An 18,953-nucleotide genomic window follows, 5' to 3' on the forward strand; every position below is an offset into this window, starting at 1 on the left:
TTTCTCCTATATTTTAAAAATAACTACATCGTTCAAATTATATTCAATTATAACTAGTTATATTTATTTATATTTAGTTATAATTAATTATGTAAAAACGAAAGGGGATTTTTTATGAATAAGTTTACATTACACTCCATCGGGGCACTTATCCTTTCTTTTCTTCTTATATTTAGTGTTGCATGTACAAGCGGAGAGAAGAAAGAGAAATCAACCGCTAAAGAAGGAAAAACAGTTGAACTTACTATATCAGCAGCTGCAAGCTTACAAGATGCGCTAAAAGAAATTGAAACAAAATATAAAGAAAAAGAACCTAATATTAAACTTTCTTTTAACTTCGGCGCTTCTGGTGCACTTCAACAACAAATCGAACAAGGTGCACCTGCTGATTTATTCTTCTCAGCAGCCGAAGATAAATTCCAAACTCTCGTTAAAAAAGGATTCATTAATGAAAAAGAGGGGAAAAATCTCCTTGGAAACGAACTCGTTCTAGTCGTCCCAAAAGATAGTTCTCTTACAGAAATTCAAGATTTAAAAGATGAAAAAATAAAAAAAATCGCACTTGGTACACCTGAATCTGTACCTGCGGGAAAATACGCAAAAGCTTCTCTCACACATGAAAATCTTTGGAATGACATTCAAAATAAAGTCGTATTTACAAAAGATGTTCGCCAAGTGTTAACATATGTAGAAACAGGTAATGTTGATGCTGGTATTGTATACAAAACAGATGCTCTTATTTCAAACAAAGTAAAAATTGGTGAGACAGCAGCAGATACTTCTCATGAGCCAATTCACTATCCTTTAGGTGTTATAAAAGAATCTAAACACAAGAAAGAGGCGACTTCATTTTATGAGTATTTGCAGTCAAAAGATGCACAATCTATCTTTAAAAAATACGGATTTACAGTCCTATCATAATTGCCATGAGCTTTGATACTATTTTATCACCAATCTTTCTATCTTTACGAGTAGCTGCATGTGCCACCATTATTGTTACCATTTTAGGAACGATAATCGGACGAGCGCTAGCACGCTCCTCATGGAGATATAAAGTAATATTAGAAACTATTTTCTTACTACCAATGGTACTTCCGCCAACTGTAATCGGCTTTTTTCTCATTATCATTTTTGGAAATAACAGTCCCATTGGAATGTGGATAGAATCAATATTTCAGCAATCTATTATGTTTACATCTACTGCTGCTATCATTGCTTCTACAGTTGTTGCATTTCCGCTTATGTACCAATCAGCAAAAACAGGATTTTCTATCGCGAATGTACAAATTGAAGAAAGTGCTCGTGACCTTGGTGCAAGTGAATATCAAGTTTTTCTACACGTCACACTTCCGCTTGCATTTCCTGCCTTACTAAGTGGAATGATTTTGAGCTTTGTTCGTGCGCTTGGTGAGTTTGGTGCTACGCTCATGTTTGCCGGAAACATTCCTGGTAAAACACAAACTATCCCAACTGCCATTTACATGGCGATTGATGCAAGTAATATGCAGCTCGCCTGGACACTAGTAGTTATCACTATTAGTATGTCCCTCCTATTTTTGCTATGTATTCAGCTTATTAATAAAAGAATTACTAACTCTTAAGGCAGCTCTTTTTGAAGCTGCTTTTTTATTTCTTAGGAAATAAAAATATACCACCGGGAAATAACTGAATTTTAAATTTTATTTAAATATACATTCTATTTGAATTTACTTTCTAAAATAGGCAATTTCCTGTTATTATATGGAGGTGTTTGAAAAAATGAAGAAATGAAAACGCATTTATATCGTGAATTCTTCATCCTGTTTTAGCGATCGGTAATCTTCTACTCTATTAGTGGGGCATTACCGATCGTTAGAACGATATGTAATTATATTGGTATAGCAAAACGAAGGGAGTCTTGTAATGGACATTTTATTAGCGCTTCTTCCTGCAATTGCATGGGGAAACATCTTATTAGTAAGCGTAAAAATGGGCGGTGGTGCATATAGCCAAACGGTAGGTATGACAATCGGTGCTCTATTCTTCGCAACAATTATGTATGTATTTACTCAACCAGCTTTAACAATGACAATCTTGATTGTTGGTTTTATTTCAGGTTTATTCTGGGCTTTAGGACAAGTAAACCAATTAAAAACAGTTGAAAAACTAGGCGTTTCAACTACTGTAACAATTTCTACTGGTATGCAACTTGTTGCAACTTCTATCTTTGGGGTTATCGCTTTCCGTGAGTGGACTACTACTACAACGATCATTCTGGGAACGATTGCAATCCTATTAATCGTAGTTGGTGTTGTATTCACATCATTAGATGATAAAGAAAATGCTCAGCCACCAGGACAATTGAAAAAAGGACTTCTTACTTTAATTGTTTCTACTTTTGGCTATCTTGTATATGTAATTATTATTCGTTGGTATAACATCGATGGTTGGTCTGCTATTTTACCACAAGCAGTTGGTATGTTTGTTGGTGCGGTTGTACTGACATCTAAACATAAACCATTTAACAAATATGCAATCCGTAACGCTTTATCTGGTTTACTATGGGGAACCGGAAACTTATTCTTACTTCTTTCATTACCACGTGTCGGAGTAGCAACAAGCTTCCCATTATCTCAAACTGGAATCGTTATCTCAACATTTGGTGCGATTGTCTTCTTAGGCGAAAAGAAAACGAAACGTCAATTGATCTTTATTGCACTAGGTAGTGTTTTAATTATCGGCGGCGCTGTATTACTTGGTATGACAAAAGCATAAACTTATAATCTATTAGTAAACCCCTGAGGCACATATGCTTCAGGGGTTTTTTAATTCTAATTATTTTCTAGATATAATTATTTTTATGTTTTTGGCCCTTATAATTATTCTTCCACTCTAGCAAACCCGCTACACATATAAAGAGATTAATAACAGCTAATATTAGCATAACATATAACCCAGTGGAGATATAAATTGAAATACTAACTACATTATATAAAATCCATAAATGCCAGTTTTCTAGGATTTTTCGACTTAGCATAAATTGAGCTACTAATCCTAGTACAGCATTTAAAGCGTCTAAATATGGACTTGTTGATTCTAAGTAATGGACTTGATAATACCCCCAACCAATCCATGCAACTAAAATAAAGATTATATAAAAAATCCAACCTTGCAAATCTAAACGAACTGTTGCTTTTACCTCTTCCTCCCCACTACGTGCAATCCAATGATACCAACCATATACATTAAATATAAATTGAAAACCTGCCAATACTGCCATTGCATATAATCCTTGTGTAATGAAAATATACAGAAATACCGCAACGGTAATCATGCCAAATAAAAAATTAGAGACCTTTTCCCTCGCTAATAACCAAACATTAATAATCCCCATAACCGATGCAAAAATTTCAATATAACTCGATTGAATATAAAATCCAACCAATACGCAAATGATACTAGAAACAACTAAAAATAGCGGACTTCTAATCATGATCATCTCTCCCCAGATGTATAATAAATTCCCTATCACCAGTATAAGTAACAGCCTTTACATTTACCATGAATTTCCTACTTTTCATTATCCATTCCACCTACGGGAAGTCTTTTCTTTTTACAAAATTCTCTTAAAAATGTTATCGTTTTTTATAACATATCTCCACTAGAAAGGAATAGAGGATATGCTAACTAAACATCGAATTCTATTTATTGGTGCTGGTCGTATGGCAGAAGCTATATTTTCCGGATTACTTAAAACAAGCAAAGAATACATCGAAGAGATTATCGTTTCTAACCGAAGTAACGTAGAAAAGCTAGATCAATTACGAGCGCGATATAATGTGTCTACTACAACAGATTGGAAGCAACATGTTACATCTGTTGATACGATTGTTTTAGCAATGCCGCCTTCTGCACATGAAGAATTATTAGCAGAGTTATCTCCGTTACTATCGAATCAACTTGTCGTAACGGTAGCTGCCGGCATCGGCCCATCTTATTTAGAAGAAAGACTTCCTAAAGGAACGCCTGTTGCTTGGATTATGCCAAATACAGCTGCTGAAATTGGTAAGTCTATCTCCTTATACACGATGGGACAATTCGTAAACGAGACTGATCAAGAAACCCTGCAATTGCTTTTAGGGGGCATTGGTACTTCGCAACTTTGTACCGAGGAAGAAGTTCATCAACTTACTGCAGTTACTGGAAGTGCACCAGCCTTCCTTTATTACTTTGCTGAAAGTTTAATTGAAGCAACAAAAAGTTATGGAGTCGATGAAGCAACCGCAAAACACCTTGTCATTCAAATGATTTCTGGCTCTGCTTCTATGCTTGAACAAACACAAGATCCAGCTAACCTCCGTGAACAAGTAACAACGCCAGGTGGTTCCACAGCTGAAGGTCTCAAAGCTTTATATGAATATAATTTTTCAGAGGCAATTCAAAAAGCAGTAGAAGCGACAAACAAAAAAGCTAGGGGGAAATAATATGAGTTTAACAAGTTTAAAAGACTATACAACATTACATAACGGTGTAAAAATGCCTTGGTTCGGCTTAGGTGTTTTTAAAGTAGAAGATGGTTCAGAAGTAATTGAGTCTGTGAAAGCAGCAATTAAAAATGGCTACCGCAGTATAGATACTGCAGCAATTTATCAAAATGAAGAAGGCGTTGGCCAAGCAATCCGTGAATCAGGTGTTTCACGTGAAGAATTATTTATTACATCAAAAGTATGGAATAGCGATCAAGGGTATGAAACAACACTTCAAGCATTTGAAACTACATTAGAAAAATTAGGACTAGAGTATTTAGATTTATATTTAGTACATTGGCCTGTAAAAGGGAAATATACTGAATCATGGAAAGCGTTAGAAAAACTTTATAAAGACGGCCGTGTTCGTGCAATTGGCGTGAGTAATTTCCATATTCACCACTTACAAGACGTATTTGAAATTGCTGAAATTAAGCCAATGGTCAATCAAGTGGAATACCACCCACGTCTAGCACAAGAAGAGTTGCACGCTTTCTGTAAAGAACATAATATCCAGCTTGAAGCTTGGTCACCGTTAATGCAAGGACAACTACTAGATAATCCAACGTTGCAAGAAATTGCGACAAAATATAATAAATCAACTGCGCAAATTATTTTACGCTGGGATTTACAAAACGAAGTTGTAACAATTCCTAAATCAATTAAAGAACATCGTATTATTGAAAATGTAAACATCTTCGACTTTGAATTAAGTGCTGATGATATGAAAGCAATTCAAGCTTTAAATGAAGATCGTCGCGTTGGTCCAGATCCAGATAACTTTAACTTCTAATAGAAAAACCACTGCCATATGCAGTGGTTTTTCATTAAAGAAAACTGAAAATTTAAACTATATTTCATTCAGTTGACACTTCATCATCCAAGGTGTAAGATTTTGAATTATCAAAGAAACACAAAAATTAATAAAGTTTATTCGTTTACTCATTGTATCAAGAGAGGTGGAGGGACTGGCCCTTTGAAACCTCGGCAGCAGGTTCATTTTTGAATACTGTGCCACTTCCTGCAAGCTTTATAGCTTGAAAGATAGAATGAGGGACTTCGTTTATATACGGGTGCATAACTTGTACGTAAAAATCCCTCTTTCTCAATATGAAAAGAGGGATTTTTTATTTTTCATTTCCCTCATCATCATCCAAACTTAATTATTTAGGAGGAAAATCAAATGAAAAAAAAGTTTGTACCCGGTATTGCATCAGTTGTAGGAGTAAGTATTTTATTAACTGGTTGCGGTAGTTATAAAAACGAAGCAAGCGGAGCAAATGCAAAAGACGAGGCGCCTAGTAAACAGGTTTTAAACTTATCTTCACCTACTGAAATACGAACAATGGATACAGCTCGTGCTACAGATACTGATTCTGGTCAAGTAATGAGAAACGTATTTGAAGGTTTGTATAATCTTGGTGAAGGTAACAAACCTGTCCCTGGTGTTGCAAAATCTCATGAAGTAAGTGGTGATAAAACGAAATACACATTCCACCTGCGAGATTCAAAATGGTCAAACGGTACTCCTGTTACAGCGAAAGATTTTGTCTTCGCTTGGCAAAGAGCTGTTGATCCAGCAACAGCCTCTGAATATGCATTTCTATTCTTTGATATTAAAAATGCAACAAAAATTAACAACAAAGAACTTCCAGCCGACCAACTTGGTGTAAAAGCAATTGATGACCATACGTTTGAGGTAGAATTAGAACGTCCTGTTCCGTACTTTATTAGCTTAACAGCGTTCCCAACTTTTCTACCAATTAACGAGGAATTCTTTAAACAACAAGGTGATAAGTACGCTTTAGAAGACAATGCAATCTTGTACAACGGAGCTTTTACACTAAGCGATTGGAAGCACGAGCAAAGCTTTAAATTCAAGAAAAATCCTACCTATTGGGATAAAGATACTGTCAAACTGGAAGAAATCAATTTTAACGTCGTAAAAGAAAAATCTACAGAAGTAAATTTATTCGAATCAAAACAATTAGACCGTATAAAACTAACATCTGACTTCGTTGATAAATATAAAAAAGATGCCAACTTTAAAGAACGTCCGAACGTAGGGGTACAGTTTCTACGTATGAATCAACAAAATAAAGTACTTCAAAACGTTTCTGCACGCCAAGCAATCGATCAAACAATCGATCGAAAATCCTTTGTAAATACACTATTAAATGATGGCTCTACACCAACCTTTGGTCTCGTTCCAAAAAACTTTGCAAAAGGGCCTGATGGAAAGGACTTCCGTACTATAAACGGGGATTTAACCAAAGTTGATACAAAATCTGCACAAGAGTTATGGAAAAAGGCAAAACAAGAGCTTGGTTCTGAAAAGATTACATTAGAATTATTAACAAGTGATGCTGACCTTGATAAGAAAACGGGTGAGTTCTTAAAAGGACAACTAGAAAAGAATTTAGATGGATTAACAGTAAATGTGAAACCACAACCACGTAAACAACAAGTTTCACTTTTATTAAAAGGTGACTATGAAATCGGTATTGATGGCTGGAGCCCTGACTTTGCTGATCCAATTACATTCCTTGAATTGTTTACAACGAATAATCCATACAACTTAGATCATTACTCTAATAAGGAGTTCGATGAAACAATTGAAAAGGTTAAAACGACTTTAGCTGGTGATGAAAAAGCTCGATGGGAAGCATTACTAGCATCTGAGAAAATATTATTTAAAGACTCTGTTATCGCTCCCCTTTACCAAAAAGGTGAATCTTATTTAGAACGTTCTTATGTGAAAGGAATTGTGCAAGTAGACTTTGCAGGCCAATTAAACTTCAAATGGGCACAAATTGAAAAATAAAAGACAACCTGAATTGAAGTTTTTCTATCTAAACCAATTATTTTATTGAAAAAGTGTATTAAAAGCGGATTCTCAATAAGAGGAAATCCGCTTTTTTAATATATTATTTTAAAAAATTAATGCTCAACTTTTTATTATTGACATATAGTTCTCTCCAGTGTTAATATTCTAAATAATCAAAGAAACGAAATATTTCACCATCATAATATAACGTCTACTACGTCGAAGCATATAATGATAAATTATAGTTCAACATGTATATACATATAGAACACCTGATTACCTACATGTACATATTTATAATAGGTTTTCTCTTCTTCTATAGATACACTTCAAAACATGGACATTATGACGTTACGAACAACACATTTAGGGAGGAACGAACAATGAAGAAAAAAGTTGTACCTGTTGTTGCATCTGTTTTAGGGGCAAGTCTATTACTAACTGCTTGCGGGGGAAATAAAGATAACGCAAGCGGAGCGAAAGCAAATGATAAAGCACCTGATAAACAGGCAATTAACTTATCATTTGCTTCAGAAATTCCAACAATGGATGTTGCAAAAGCAACGGATGGGGAATCCATGAACGTAATGCGTAATGTTTTTGAAGGGTTATATGCAATGGGAGAAGATAATAAACCGATTCCTGGTGTCGCTGAGTCGGTTGACGTTAGTCCCGATAAAACGAAATATACATTCCATCTGCGTGATTCAAAATGGTCAAACGGTACTCCTGTTACAGCAAAAGACTTTGTCTTCGCTTGGCAACGTGCTGTAAACCCTGATACAGCAGCTGAATATGCATTCTTATTCTTCGATATAAAGAATGCGAAACAAATAAACCAAAAACAATTGCCGATTGATCAACTAGGGGTCAAAGCTATTGATGACAAAACATTAGAAGTACAACTAGATCGTCCTGTTCCCTACTTCTTAAGTTTAACGACATTCTCAACATTCTTACCAATTAATGAAGAGTACTTAAAGTCTCAAGGCGATAAATACGGTTTAGAAACAAATCATTTAATTTACAACGGCGCCTTCACATTAGATAACTGGAAACACGAGCAAAGCTTCCAACTGAAGAAGAATCCTAACTATTGGGATGCTAAAACGGTGAAATTAGAAGAAATCAACTTCAATGTCGTTAAAGACAAGTCTACAGAAGTTAATTTATATGATTCAGGACAAATTGATCGCGTTGCTTTAACTGCGGAGTTTGTTGATAAATATAAGGGCGATCCAAACTTCAAAGAACGCGCTGAAGTTGGCATTCAATTTTTACGACTCAATCAAAAAAATGAAACATTAAAAAATCAACATGCACGCCTTGCTATTAACGGAGCAATGAATAAGAAAGCATATGTAGAAACAATTTTAAATAACGGCGCTGTTGCAGCTGAAGGAATGGTTCCTGCGAAATTCGCAAAAAGTCCTGATGGCAACGACTTCCGTAAAGAAAATGGAAATCTAGTGAAAGATGATGTGAAAACAGCGAAAGAAAACTGGAAAAAAGCGAAGCAAGAACTTGGTACTGACAAAGTAACAATTGAACTCCTAACAAGTGATAATGCTTTAGCTAAAAAGACTGGTGAATATTTAAAAGGTGAACTAGAAAAGAACTTAGATGGATTAACAGTGAATTTAAAACCACAACCACGTAAACAACAGTTAAAACTACTGTTAAGTGGTGACTATGAAATCGGTATTGATGGCTGGGGCCCTGACTTCGCTGATCCAATTACATTCTTAGATTTATTTACAACAGATAGTGCTTACAACTTCGATAAATACTCTAACAAAGAGTACGATGAGCTAATTCATAAAGTAAAAACAGATTTAGCTGGTGATGAAAAAGCTCGCTGGGAAGCAATGAAGCAAGCTGAAAAAATTCTATTACAAGACGGTGCTGTTGCTCCTTTATACCAACAAGGTCGCTCTTACTTACAACGCTCTTTCATTAAAGGACTTGTAACAACTGACTTCGGTGGTGAATTTAACTACAAGTGGACAGAAGTTGCAAAATAATAAGTGCTAATAAAAAGGTATCCCACCGAGGATACCTTTTTATTTTATGCTTCTTTAACTACAGAGCTTCTTCTTCCCTTTACCATTCCTTTTATAGCTAAAGTCATCATTGCTACTGATTGTGTAACCAATACAATAATTAATAACGAAATAATATTTCTCTCTAAATTAACTCCTCCAAATATTATTGTATAATAGCCATTCGCTGCATATGTTGCAGGAAATAATCCGCCGATTGTTTGATATGTTTTAGAAAGCATCTCATGTGGTACGATTACTCCCGAACTTACAAGTTGTAACGATAGTGAGATAATATTAAAAATCATACCTGCGTTTCCAAACACAGTTAGAAACATTTGTGTTAATGAAAGAAATGCGAAGAAAACTATCGCTTGAAATATCCATACACTCCATACCGTTTCGTGCATTTCGATTTGGAACCCTTTCATTAAACCAATTGTAATACATGCAAGTAAAATTGATACTGTACCGTTTATGATTTGTCTTGATAAGAAATTACTCCAACCGCCCTTTACTTCTTTTGCAACTTTTGATAGTTCCATACTCATAATCATTGCTCCTACAAATGAAGCTAATACGATCATTAGCGGTACCATATTCACTGAAAATCCTTTTGCATCATTTACTTTATGAACTGTAAAACCAATTGAATCTTCAGTTAACCCTCTTATCACTTCTACATTCTCAGTTCCTACAGCTTGTAGCTTTCCAACAATCGCTTGTTTCTTATAATTTGCTACCTCTTTATTTACATTATCTCGAATTTGTTTTGCAGCTCCTTCCATCATTTGCTTTGCCATCATGGCATTCGCTTGATTAATGTGGAAGTTTAAATTTGATTTTCCTGTTTCATTTATATCTTTTGAAAAAGAAGCAGGAATTTCAATAATCATATCGTACACATGGTCATTCATTTCTTTGTTTGCTTTTTCTACAGACCGTTCTGCTTTCACTTGAAATGGTAAATTTCTCTGTAAGCCTTCTGCTATTTTACTACCTATATTGACATCTTCATTCACAATAGCGATACGCATTTGATCTGCTCTTCCATTCACTCCATCATACGCTGTTAACCACACGCAAAAGAAAATAAGTTGGAATGATAATGCCACTACCATTCCTACATACGTACCAGGTCGTTTTAAAAATTGTTTTAATGATTCCATCTTCTCACTCTCCTATCCAGCAAGCAAGTACATGCTTGCATTTTATTTTAAATAAATACTAGGGTCTTAATGCCCTAGCATATAAAACAATATTATTTTCAATAAATTTCTCATCATCAACTTCTGTCAGGCGATCTGCAAAACGTAATTTAGATAAGAAATATCCAAAATTGATCCAGATAAAGTTCATTACTTGCGCTTCAATATTCGTATCAATAATGTTTCCTTTTTCCTGCATTTTTGCAAAATAGATACTTAATTCTTCTTTTAGTCCTTGTGGTATTTTAGCAATTTCCCCGTCTAATTCAGGAAATTCTCCAGCCTCACGTATACCAATAGCAATAATATCTTTTACCCCATCTAAAAAATTATGATAATGCCTTGCTAAATTTTTTAAATCCGTTTCTAATTCCCACACAATTTCTGTTTGTAAAAACTGTTTTAAATGCGGTACATATGAAAATTCAGCAACCGCCGCTTCAATAACACCCTTCTTACTTTTAAAATTGCGGAATATCGTTACTTCATTAACACCAGCACGCATTGCAATTTCTTTCGTTGTCGCTGCTGTATATCCTTTTTCTTTCACTAGTTCAATCGCTGCTTGAATAATTTTTTCTGCTGTCTTTGAGCGCGCCATAAAATCCTCTCTTCCTCATGCAAGTGATCACTTACATTTAGATTATATAACTTTTCTAACAATTGTCAACAATCCTCTTCCCCTTCTTTTTGCATTGAACTAAAACTCATCATAAATATAAACAAAAACATTAAATATGTTCTCCATGTCAAAGAAGGTGTATGCCCTGACCAAAGATAGCTAACTAAATAATTAATTCCCATAATACAAGACGCTATTACTAAACTAATACTTATTAGTTTTACATATTTGAGCATATCTTTTCTCCTTGCTTTTTATTTTTCTAATTCTTCAAATTGTAGATTCACTGGTTCTTCTAAAAGTGTTTCATAAAAGTTCTCTGCCAAATCTGTTGTAGGAATTTTTTCATCTACTTCATCAAATCGAATACTATCTAGCCACACACAACCTTCTCCTGATAATAAAACACCAAATGCAATACCAAGCGCTCCTTCTTTTATATCTAATACAACCGAGTACGATTGCCAATTATTCGTATTTTTAATGGGACGATTTTGCATATTATCCATAGCAAGCGGTTCTGTCTCTTTTCCGTCTACTCGCATCCACAATCCTGCCCAATCTCTTACATTTTCACTCTTAACAAATGCTGTAAAACGTAATCTCTTCCCTACATATTTATCTGCTCGGAACATTTGCATTAATGTTGAAAATCCTCCGTGCGTAACATTCTCTTTTGCTTTTATGTATGCAGATACTTTCCCTTGATGGACAACTTCATAATCTAAACCCATCTCATATTCAGCAGGATGACTTCCACTTAAGATCCATCCTTTCGGTATACCTTTTTGCATTGAAACACCCTCTCTTTCTATATAAAATGACTGGAAGTACTTTCGATATTTCTTTGGTGGCAATTGAAACATTCTTTTAAAAGCCCTCGTAAATGCCTCCTGTGAGGAAAAACCATATTGCATTGCAATATCAATAACAGCTATTTCAGTTGATACTAAAGCCTGTGCAGCATGAGTTAATCTTCTCTTTCGAATGTAATCCGTTACACTCATCCCAACATATCTTTGAAAGATACGATGAAAATGGTACATCGATACTGCACTGTGAGATGCCACTCTTTCTGTTGTAAGCTCCTCATGTAAGTGATTCTCTATATATTCAATTGATTTTTTTATTATCTCTTTATACTCTTCATGCATTTTAGTACCTCCCTCACAACTTCAATTTACCATATACATACAAATCTTTTTTGATTTAAATTGCGGATTAGCCCTTGTGACTACAGAATAATAATTTATTTTCAACACATACATAATTACATGTTTTTGGGAAAAACTTGTATAGAACGAATTTACATAAGGAGGAATTTATAATGAGAATTCTACTATCAGTTTTATTAGCTCTTATGCTAGTACCTGCATTAACAGGATGTAAAGCTCCTGCAAAAGAAGATACAACTTCGAATAAGAAAACAACTGAAGAAGCAAAAAATGAAGCTCCTGCAGATTTAAAACTTAATTTTAATGAATTTAGTTTAGATGCAGACTATCAAGATACGAAGAAAGACTACGAAGCTGATTATAAAAATGTAGCAGCTGATAAGAAAATGGAAGCAAAAATTGAAGATCATAAAGCAGATGTAAAATTAACAGGAGACGAGGCTATTACAAAATTAAGCCCACTTCTACAAGAATTAAAATTTGATAAAGATACTGCTGACCAAGAAGTAATCGATCAAGTAGTGAACGTGTTCAAACTTGATAAAGACTATCAAAAATTCGAGTTAGAAGTTGTCTTCTCTGATGGAACGAAAAAAGAATATAAAAGAGAAATAAAATAAAGAAGTAGGCAGTTGCCTACTTCTTTATTTTTGCATATCTTAAATCTGGTTTAGAGCCAACATAATATTGAAGTCCAGATACCGTTTGTTTTTGTAAATAGGAATCCGACGGGAATATAATTGGAATTAATGGTGAATCTGTAAACATAATATCTTCCGCTTTATGCAATAAGTCAAAACGCTTATCTTCATTTTGTTCAACTTCTGCTTCCTTCACTAAAGCATCAAATTCTTTATTATGCCATTTTGCATAATTGTTTGGACCATCACCTGCATATAAATCTAATTTAGTAATTGGATCTAATAGAGAACCGCCCCATCCCATATAAGCTAATTGGAAATCACTTTGCTTATATGTGTCGATGTAACTCTTCCACTCTTTATTTTCTAATTTAATATCTACGCCAAGATTTTTCTTAAACATTTCTTGCATTGCTTCTGCTACTTTTTTATGTTGTGTATCTGTAGTGAACTTTAATGTTACTTCAGGTAATGTAGACCAGCCTTGTTCTTTCATGCCTTCTTCTAATAATTTTTTCGCTTCTGCTGGATCAAATTTAACGTAACCACCTTTTTCTTTACGGAAATCACGCCCACTTTGTGTTTTTGCTCCTTCTGGAACGAATGCATTTGCTTCTTGTGCATTGTTTTTATACAGTTTTTCAACAATAAACTTACGATCAACTGCTAACGAGAATGCTTTACGTACTTTCGCATTTGTGAACGGCTCTTTTTCTACGTTAAACGAATAAATATAAGATGAAAATCCTGAAACACGCTTGTATTCTTTATTTCCTTTTTCTTTCTCAATCATCTCTTGTGGTAAACCACTTAGTACGTCTAATTCTTTTGATTTGTATAATTGGTACGCTGTTTTAGAATCTGGAATAATACGAAACTCAATTTCTTTTAATGTTACCTTTTTATCATAGTATTCTTTATTTTTTTGTACTGTAATAGCCTGATTATGCTTCCATTCTTTTAATGTGAATGGTCCGTTCGTAATTAACTCTTTTGGATCTGTTTTTAATTTATTATTATCATCAATTGATTTTTTAGATAATGGAATGAATAATGAGCTTGCTAACTTTTGTTTAATAGAAGACACTGGGTGCTCAAGTGTTACCTTTAATGTTTGAGGATCAATGACTTGAATGCCAACTTGTCCTTCTTCACCTTTTCCAGTATTGTATGCCTCTGCCCCTTTAATAAAATACATTTCTGTCGCATTCATAGAACCCGTTTTCGGATTTAATAATCGCTTCCATGCAAATTCAAAATCATTTGCTGTAATAGCAGAACCATCTGACCATTTAATATCTTTCTTTAAATGAATTGTATACTCAGTTCCATCAGCATTTACTTCTTCTTTCTCTGCTAATTCATTTTGATATTTCCCATCACTATCTTGCGTATATAAGCTTGAGAATAAATGTCCAATTACATAACCTGAAGTACTATCTGTCGCGATAGCGGAATCAAGTGTATATGGATCGCTACCAATATTCGTTACTAATCGATCTCCTTCTCCCTTACCAGCACTCGCCTTTTGCGTCTCTTTCTTACCGCAAGCGACAGAAGTAATTGCTAAAACAGTCATAATGACAAACAGTAAAAACTTCTTCATCCTACATTCTCCTTTAACCTGAAATTTTTGGTGTTGATGCCAATAGTGTTTTTGTATAAGAATGTTGTGGATTACGGAATACTTCGTCCGTATTTCCAAATTCAACAAGTTCTCCTTTGTATAAGACAGCTACTTTTTCACATAAATAGTGAACCATCGGTAAATCATGCGCGATGAATAAATATGTATAACCTTGTTCTTTTTGGATTTTTTGCAGCAGATGTACAATTTGAATTTGCAATGAAACATCTAAGGCTGAAATTGGTTCATCAAGAATTAATACTTCTGGCTCACACAATAACGCTCTTGCAATAGCAATTCGTTGACGTTGTCCTCCGCTAAATTCGTGCGGATAGCGATCGATATATCGTCTATCTAATCCCACACGTTCTAGCGCATCACCTGCTACTTTATCCTTTAATCCTTTATCACCTAAACCGAATGAAATATAACCTTCCGTTACGCTATCGCGTACTTTCCAGCGCGGATTTAATGCTGCTGTGGAATCTTGAAAAATAAACTGTACTTTCTGTAAGAAATCACGTTTATGAGCTGCCTTCAACTTGTGAACGACTTGACCGTTATAATCAATTTCACCAGACGTTGGACTCTCAATCCCAGCTATGAGCTTACCAAGTGTTGTTTTTCCTGAACCACTTTCTCCAATAATGCCAAGCGTTGTTCCTTTCGGGATCGCAAGTGATATGTCTTTTAACGCTGCGATTTCTTTATTTTTACTTCCATACGTTTTCGTTACTTGGTTTACAGTAATTAAATCTGTCGTCATGAGGCATTCACCTTCTCTTTTGATTTCGCCTTATTATGCTCCAGAACATGTTGCCAGCAATGTGAACTATGCTCCTTGGAATATGTTGTTCTCTCTGGGAAACGATGAATACATTCTTTTATCGCTACTGGACAACGATTGACAAATGGGCACCCAAAGCTATTTAATGTTTCAATTGATGGTGTTGTTCCCTCAATTGCCCGAAGTACCTTTTCAGAATCATCTATATTGGGAATTGCTTGTAATAAGCTTTTTGTGTATGGATGTTTAGGGGAGCCTATCACTTCCTCTATCGTTCCTTTTTCAACAACACGTCCTCCATACATGACAACTACTCGATCCGCTACTTCACGTACAAGTGCTAAATCGTGCGTAATTAGTAAAATACTCGTATTTTGCTTTTCCTTTCTTTCCTTTAATAACTCCATAATTTGCTTTTGAATTGTTACATCTAACGCTGTCGTAGGTTCATCCGCAATAACGAGTTTTGGGTGGCAGGCAAATGCGATCGCTAAACAAATACGTTGCCTCATGCCTCCGCTTAATTGATGTGGGTACTGTTCAAAGCGTTTCTCTGCTTCATGTATCCCTAAATCATTTAATAAGTTAATCGCAATTTCTTTTGCTTCTTTTTTCGATTTCTTTTCGTGTTGCAAAATCACCTCTGTAATTTGCCTTCCCACCTTCATCGTCGGATTTAAAGATGAAAGTGGGTCTTGAAAGATAAAAGCAATATCTTTCCCACGAATTTGATTCCATTCTGATTCTTGTAGATTCGTTAATTTCTCTGATTCAAAAGATATATTTCCATCATCAATATGAATTGATTCTTGATTTAAGCCGATAATAGATTGTGCTGTAACACTTTTCCCTGAGCCACTTTCTCCTACAAGTGCAACAATTTCACCTTCGTTAATAGAAAAGGAAACATGCTTCACAATTGCTTGTTTACTATTCTCTTTTTCAACGGCTAACGTTACGTTTTCTAAAGATAAGAGCTGTCCCATGTTTTTTCTCCTTTCGATTCTGTTTTACGATTTTTGGATCAATTGCATCTTGTAAACCATCACCAATCGCATTAAATGCGAACATAATGAGCGCAATCATGATTGCTGGGAAGAATAGCTGCCACCATTCCCCGCTTAGTAATGTCCCAAGTGCATCATTCGTCATCGTCCCCCAGCTTGCTGCCGGTGATTGCACTCCTAGTCCGATAAAGCTTAAAAATGATTCTGAGAAAATAGCTGCTGGAATTGTAAATGATAAATTTACGATAATAATGCCTGTTAAGTTCGGAATTAAATGCCCATATATAATTTTCATATGTGATGTACCTAATCGCTCCGCTGCAATAACAAACTCTCTTTGTTTTAAAGATAAAACTTGCGCCCTAACGAGACGTGCCATACCAATCCATCCTGTTAATGCAAGGGCGATGATAATGGTAAAAAGACCTGGTTTCATAACAATTAATAGTAAAATGACAATTAATAAATATGGGATGCCGTATAACACTTCGATTCCTCGTATAATCCACTCATCAATTAATGTCCCAAGGCGATTGCGCCCTCTCACATATCCACTAAATCCTCCGATTAGCACACCAAGTCCTATATCAAGAGCAGCTGCCACTAATCCAACTGTTAATGAAATTTTCCCGCCAGCCCAAGTACGCGCCCAAATATCTCTTCCCAAATCATCTGTTCCGAACCAATGCTCACTACTAGGTGGTAAATTTGTCGCCTCTTTTACTTGTTCACTCGCAGTAAATGGCGTTAAACTTTCACCAACAAGTGAAAAAACAATAATGAGTAATAACGTCACTGATCCTAAAACTGCGATTGGATTCGATACAAACTTACGAAACACTTCTTTCTTTCGGCTAATCTTTTGCTGATCTTTATTTATTGTTAATTCTTTTTTCTCTTCATTTGTTAATAACTGGTCATTAATTTCATAAGCCCCCATCTAAACATCTCCCTCCTTACGTAATAGAACGAATACGTGGATCAACAATACGATGAATAATATCTGTAATAAAGATACATACAATTAAAAGTGCACTATAAAAAATGGTTGTTCCCATAATCACTGGATAATCTCGATTAAAAATACTATCTACAAAATATTTTCCGAGACCAGGAATTGAAAAAATCTTTTCAATAACGAAAGTCCCTGTTAAAAGTCCAGCCATTAACGGCCCAACAAATGTAAGCACTGGAACAATTGCATTTCGAAGAGCATGTCTTATAATAATTTTCTTAATCGGTATACCTTTCGCTCTCGCTAACTTAATATAATCACTCTGCAAAACTTCAATCATATTAGAGCGAACAAATCTTGTAATCACTGCGATTGGTCCTAACGCTAATGCAAAGGATGGCAATACTGTATGTTCAAATGTACCCCAAGAGGCTACTGGTAAGAGCTCGAATTGAATAGCGAATATTTGTATAAATAGTGGTGCTAAAATAAAACTTGGAATAGAAATACCGAGGATGGCAAGTAAACTTACACCGTAATCAATTACCTTCCCATGATAGAGAGCAGCAAATGTACCTGCAGCAATTCCGACTAGCAATGAAATAATAAGTGCTTGTAAACCAATAATTGCTGATGGACCAAAGCCAGTTGTTATGATTTCTGATACACCTTGCCCGGTTGATTGAACAGATTCACCAAAATCAAAATGAACTACGCCGTCTAAATAAGCAACATATTGATTCCATAACGGTTCATCAAGGTGATACTTCGCTCTCATATTTTGCACAACTTCCTCCGGAAAGATCTTTGCATCTGATGAAAATGGATCTCCCGGAATAATATGCATAATTAGAAATGTCACTGTCGTAATAACCCATAGTGTGAACACCATAACCGATAATTTTTTAATTACATACACTCCAATAACCCCCTAAACACATATATTTACTTAGTTTTATGAACGTACTTTTTCCATTACTCCCTTTCTCTTTTTAGAATACAAAAAGCCTTGATCTTAAAAAATAAGATCAAGGCTTAATAAACAAAGGCCTATCACTTATCTTTCAAGACTTGCTTGCTGGAATTAGCACGGTGTTCCTATTACAGAACCCGCTGCTGAGGTGTCATAGGGCCAGTCCCTCTACCTCTCTGGATAAGTAAATTGCTATATTATTATTTGGTTCAAATTGTATATTTCGAATTATAATTCTGAAAAAATGAAAAGTCAATCAAATTGGATATATTTAGAAAAATCAGTTTTTAATAGTGTATTTATCTAAATTACAGTTTTTCGCCTATAATAAAAAAAACAATATGAAAGGAGTTATATGATGGATCCCTTACTTCTAGCAACTATAGGATTACCATTAACAATCGTTATACTTGTTATCATTGGATTTTATAAGCTTTTCATTAAAAAGAAAAGCATTACCTCTTTTTACACCCCCTTTGATAATATTACCGGGCAAACTATTTCCGAATTTCACGAAGAACAGAAGATATTAGTATCCGAGGATGAAGATGGAGATGGCAAGAAGAAAAAATAACCTTGCATAG

General features: G+C 34.9%; 19 protein-coding genes and 2 riboswitches. Of the genes, 9 read left to right on the plus strand and 10 right to left on the minus strand.

The window, feature by feature from the left end:
* The first annotated feature begins 114 nt into the window (after positions 1-114).
* The 3 genes from modA to MR070_RS21975 all read left to right on the plus strand — a co-directional run bounded on the left by modA (position 115) and on the right by MR070_RS21975 (position 2,754).
* Entirely contained in the window at positions 115-921 is an 807-nt protein-coding gene (gene modA, locus MR070_RS21965; RefSeq protein WP_242262006.1) for a molybdate ABC transporter substrate-binding protein, read from the plus strand.
* A gap of 5 nt (positions 922-926) precedes the next feature.
* Complete coding sequence (gene modB, locus MR070_RS21970) at positions 927-1,601, plus strand: molybdate ABC transporter permease subunit (RefSeq protein WP_016716275.1); 675 nt, start codon at positions 927-929, stop codon at positions 1,599-1,601.
* 301 nt (positions 1,602-1,902) lie between these two features.
* Positions 1,903-2,754 (plus strand): GRP family sugar transporter, encoded by an 852-nt coding sequence (locus tag MR070_RS21975; protein WP_000353544.1) that lies wholly within the window; start codon positions 1,903-1,905, stop codon positions 2,752-2,754.
* A gap of 67 nt (positions 2,755-2,821) precedes the next feature.
* Here MR070_RS21975 and pnuC read toward each other — a convergent pair whose 3' ends face one another.
* Positions 2,822-3,472, minus strand: coding sequence for a nicotinamide riboside transporter PnuC (gene pnuC / locus MR070_RS21980; RefSeq protein ID WP_242262007.1), 651 nt, complete (start codon positions 3,470-3,472; stop codon positions 2,822-2,824).
* 187 nt (positions 3,473-3,659) lie between these two features.
* Between pnuC and proC the strand changes: the two genes are divergently transcribed.
* The 4 genes from proC (at position 3,660) to MR070_RS22000 (ending at position 9,356) form a co-directional block, all read left to right on the plus strand.
* Positions 3,660-4,463 (plus strand): pyrroline-5-carboxylate reductase, encoded by an 804-nt coding sequence (gene proC, locus MR070_RS21985; RefSeq protein WP_000956262.1) that lies wholly within the window; start codon positions 3,660-3,662, stop codon positions 4,461-4,463.
* Between the two features lies 1 nt (position 4,464).
* Positions 4,465-5,298, plus strand: coding sequence for an aldo/keto reductase (locus MR070_RS21990; protein WP_242262008.1), 834 nt, complete (start codon positions 4,465-4,467; stop codon positions 5,296-5,298).
* Positions 5,299-5,449: 151 nt separating this feature from the next.
* Positions 5,450-5,556, plus strand: a riboswitch (SAM riboswitch).
* A 132-nt stretch (positions 5,557-5,688) separates the two neighbouring features.
* Positions 5,689-7,329 (plus strand): peptide ABC transporter substrate-binding protein, encoded by a 1,641-nt coding sequence (locus MR070_RS21995; RefSeq protein ID WP_044790576.1) that lies wholly within the window; start codon positions 5,689-5,691, stop codon positions 7,327-7,329.
* Between the two features lie 386 nt (positions 7,330-7,715).
* A complete protein-coding gene (locus MR070_RS22000; protein WP_000731078.1) occupies positions 7,716-9,356 on the plus strand; it encodes a peptide ABC transporter substrate-binding protein in 1,641 nt (546 codons plus the stop codon).
* Positions 9,357-9,400: 44 nt separating this feature from the next.
* Here MR070_RS22000 and MR070_RS22005 read toward each other — a convergent pair whose 3' ends face one another.
* The 4 genes from MR070_RS22005 to MR070_RS22020 all read right to left on the minus strand — a co-directional run bounded on the left by MR070_RS22005 (position 9,401) and on the right by MR070_RS22020 (position 12,358).
* Positions 9,401-10,543 (minus strand): YhgE/Pip domain-containing protein, encoded by a 1,143-nt coding sequence (locus MR070_RS22005; protein WP_242262009.1) that lies wholly within the window; start codon positions 10,541-10,543, stop codon positions 9,401-9,403.
* Between the two features lie 58 nt (positions 10,544-10,601).
* Positions 10,602-11,183 carry a TetR/AcrR family transcriptional regulator gene (locus tag MR070_RS22010; protein ID WP_000124366.1) on the minus strand — a complete coding sequence of 194 codons (582 nt, stop codon included), beginning with the start codon at positions 11,181-11,183 and terminating at the stop codon, positions 10,602-10,604.
* Positions 11,184-11,248: 65 nt separating this feature from the next.
* The gene (locus MR070_RS22015) at positions 11,249-11,440 is read right to left on the minus strand and encodes a hypothetical protein (RefSeq protein ID WP_000922536.1); all 192 of its coding nucleotides are present in this window, start codon (positions 11,438-11,440) and stop codon (positions 11,249-11,251) included.
* 18 nt (positions 11,441-11,458) lie between these two features.
* Complete coding sequence (locus MR070_RS22020) at positions 11,459-12,358, minus strand: helix-turn-helix transcriptional regulator (RefSeq protein ID WP_000544196.1); 900 nt, start codon at positions 12,356-12,358, stop codon at positions 11,459-11,461.
* A 173-nt stretch (positions 12,359-12,531) separates the two neighbouring features.
* Between MR070_RS22020 and MR070_RS22025 the strand changes: the two genes are divergently transcribed.
* On the plus strand, positions 12,532-12,999 hold the full coding sequence (locus tag MR070_RS22025; protein WP_001221555.1) for a YusW family protein: 468 nt from the start codon (positions 12,532-12,534) through the stop codon (positions 12,997-12,999).
* A gap of 16 nt (positions 13,000-13,015) precedes the next feature.
* On the opposite strand, the gene MR070_RS22030 is transcribed toward MR070_RS22025, so the two are convergent.
* Genes MR070_RS22030 through MR070_RS22050 form a run of 5 tightly spaced genes read right to left on the minus strand, consistent with a single transcriptional unit; the run spans position 13,016 to position 18,315 of the window.
* Positions 13,016-14,626, minus strand: coding sequence for a peptide ABC transporter substrate-binding protein (locus tag MR070_RS22030; protein WP_242262010.1), 1,611 nt, complete (start codon positions 14,624-14,626; stop codon positions 13,016-13,018).
* 13 nt (positions 14,627-14,639) lie between these two features.
* Positions 14,640-15,413: an ABC transporter ATP-binding protein gene (locus MR070_RS22035; RefSeq protein WP_242262011.1), complete on the minus strand. Its 774-nt coding sequence runs from the start codon at positions 15,411-15,413 to the stop codon at positions 14,640-14,642.
* The gene (locus tag MR070_RS22040) at positions 15,410-16,420 is read right to left on the minus strand and encodes an ABC transporter ATP-binding protein (RefSeq protein ID WP_242262012.1); all 1,011 of its coding nucleotides are present in this window, start codon (positions 16,418-16,420) and stop codon (positions 15,410-15,412) included. Before MR070_RS22040 ends, MR070_RS22035 begins: the two co-directional genes overlap by 4 nt.
* Entirely contained in the window at positions 16,377-17,381 is a 1,005-nt protein-coding gene (locus MR070_RS22045; protein ID WP_000501524.1) for an ABC transporter permease, read from the minus strand. Before MR070_RS22045 ends, MR070_RS22040 begins: the two co-directional genes overlap by 44 nt.
* A 16-nt stretch (positions 17,382-17,397) precedes the next feature.
* Complete coding sequence (locus MR070_RS22050) at positions 17,398-18,315, minus strand: ABC transporter permease (protein ID WP_000289331.1); 918 nt, start codon at positions 18,313-18,315, stop codon at positions 17,398-17,400.
* Between the two features lie 135 nt (positions 18,316-18,450).
* Positions 18,451-18,556: riboswitch (SAM riboswitch) on the minus strand.
* 171 nt (positions 18,557-18,727) lie between these two features.
* Between MR070_RS22050 and MR070_RS22055 the strand changes: the two genes are divergently transcribed.
* Positions 18,728-18,943 (plus strand): DUF3951 domain-containing protein, encoded by a 216-nt coding sequence (locus MR070_RS22055; protein ID WP_000371388.1) that lies wholly within the window; start codon positions 18,728-18,730, stop codon positions 18,941-18,943.
* Positions 18,944-18,953: the final 10 nt, after the last annotated feature.

It is taken from the genome of Bacillus cereus group sp. BfR-BA-01453 (genome assembly GCF_022662915.1).
Classification (GTDB): Bacteria; Bacillota; Bacilli; order Bacillales; family Bacillaceae_G; genus Bacillus_A; species Bacillus_A paranthracis.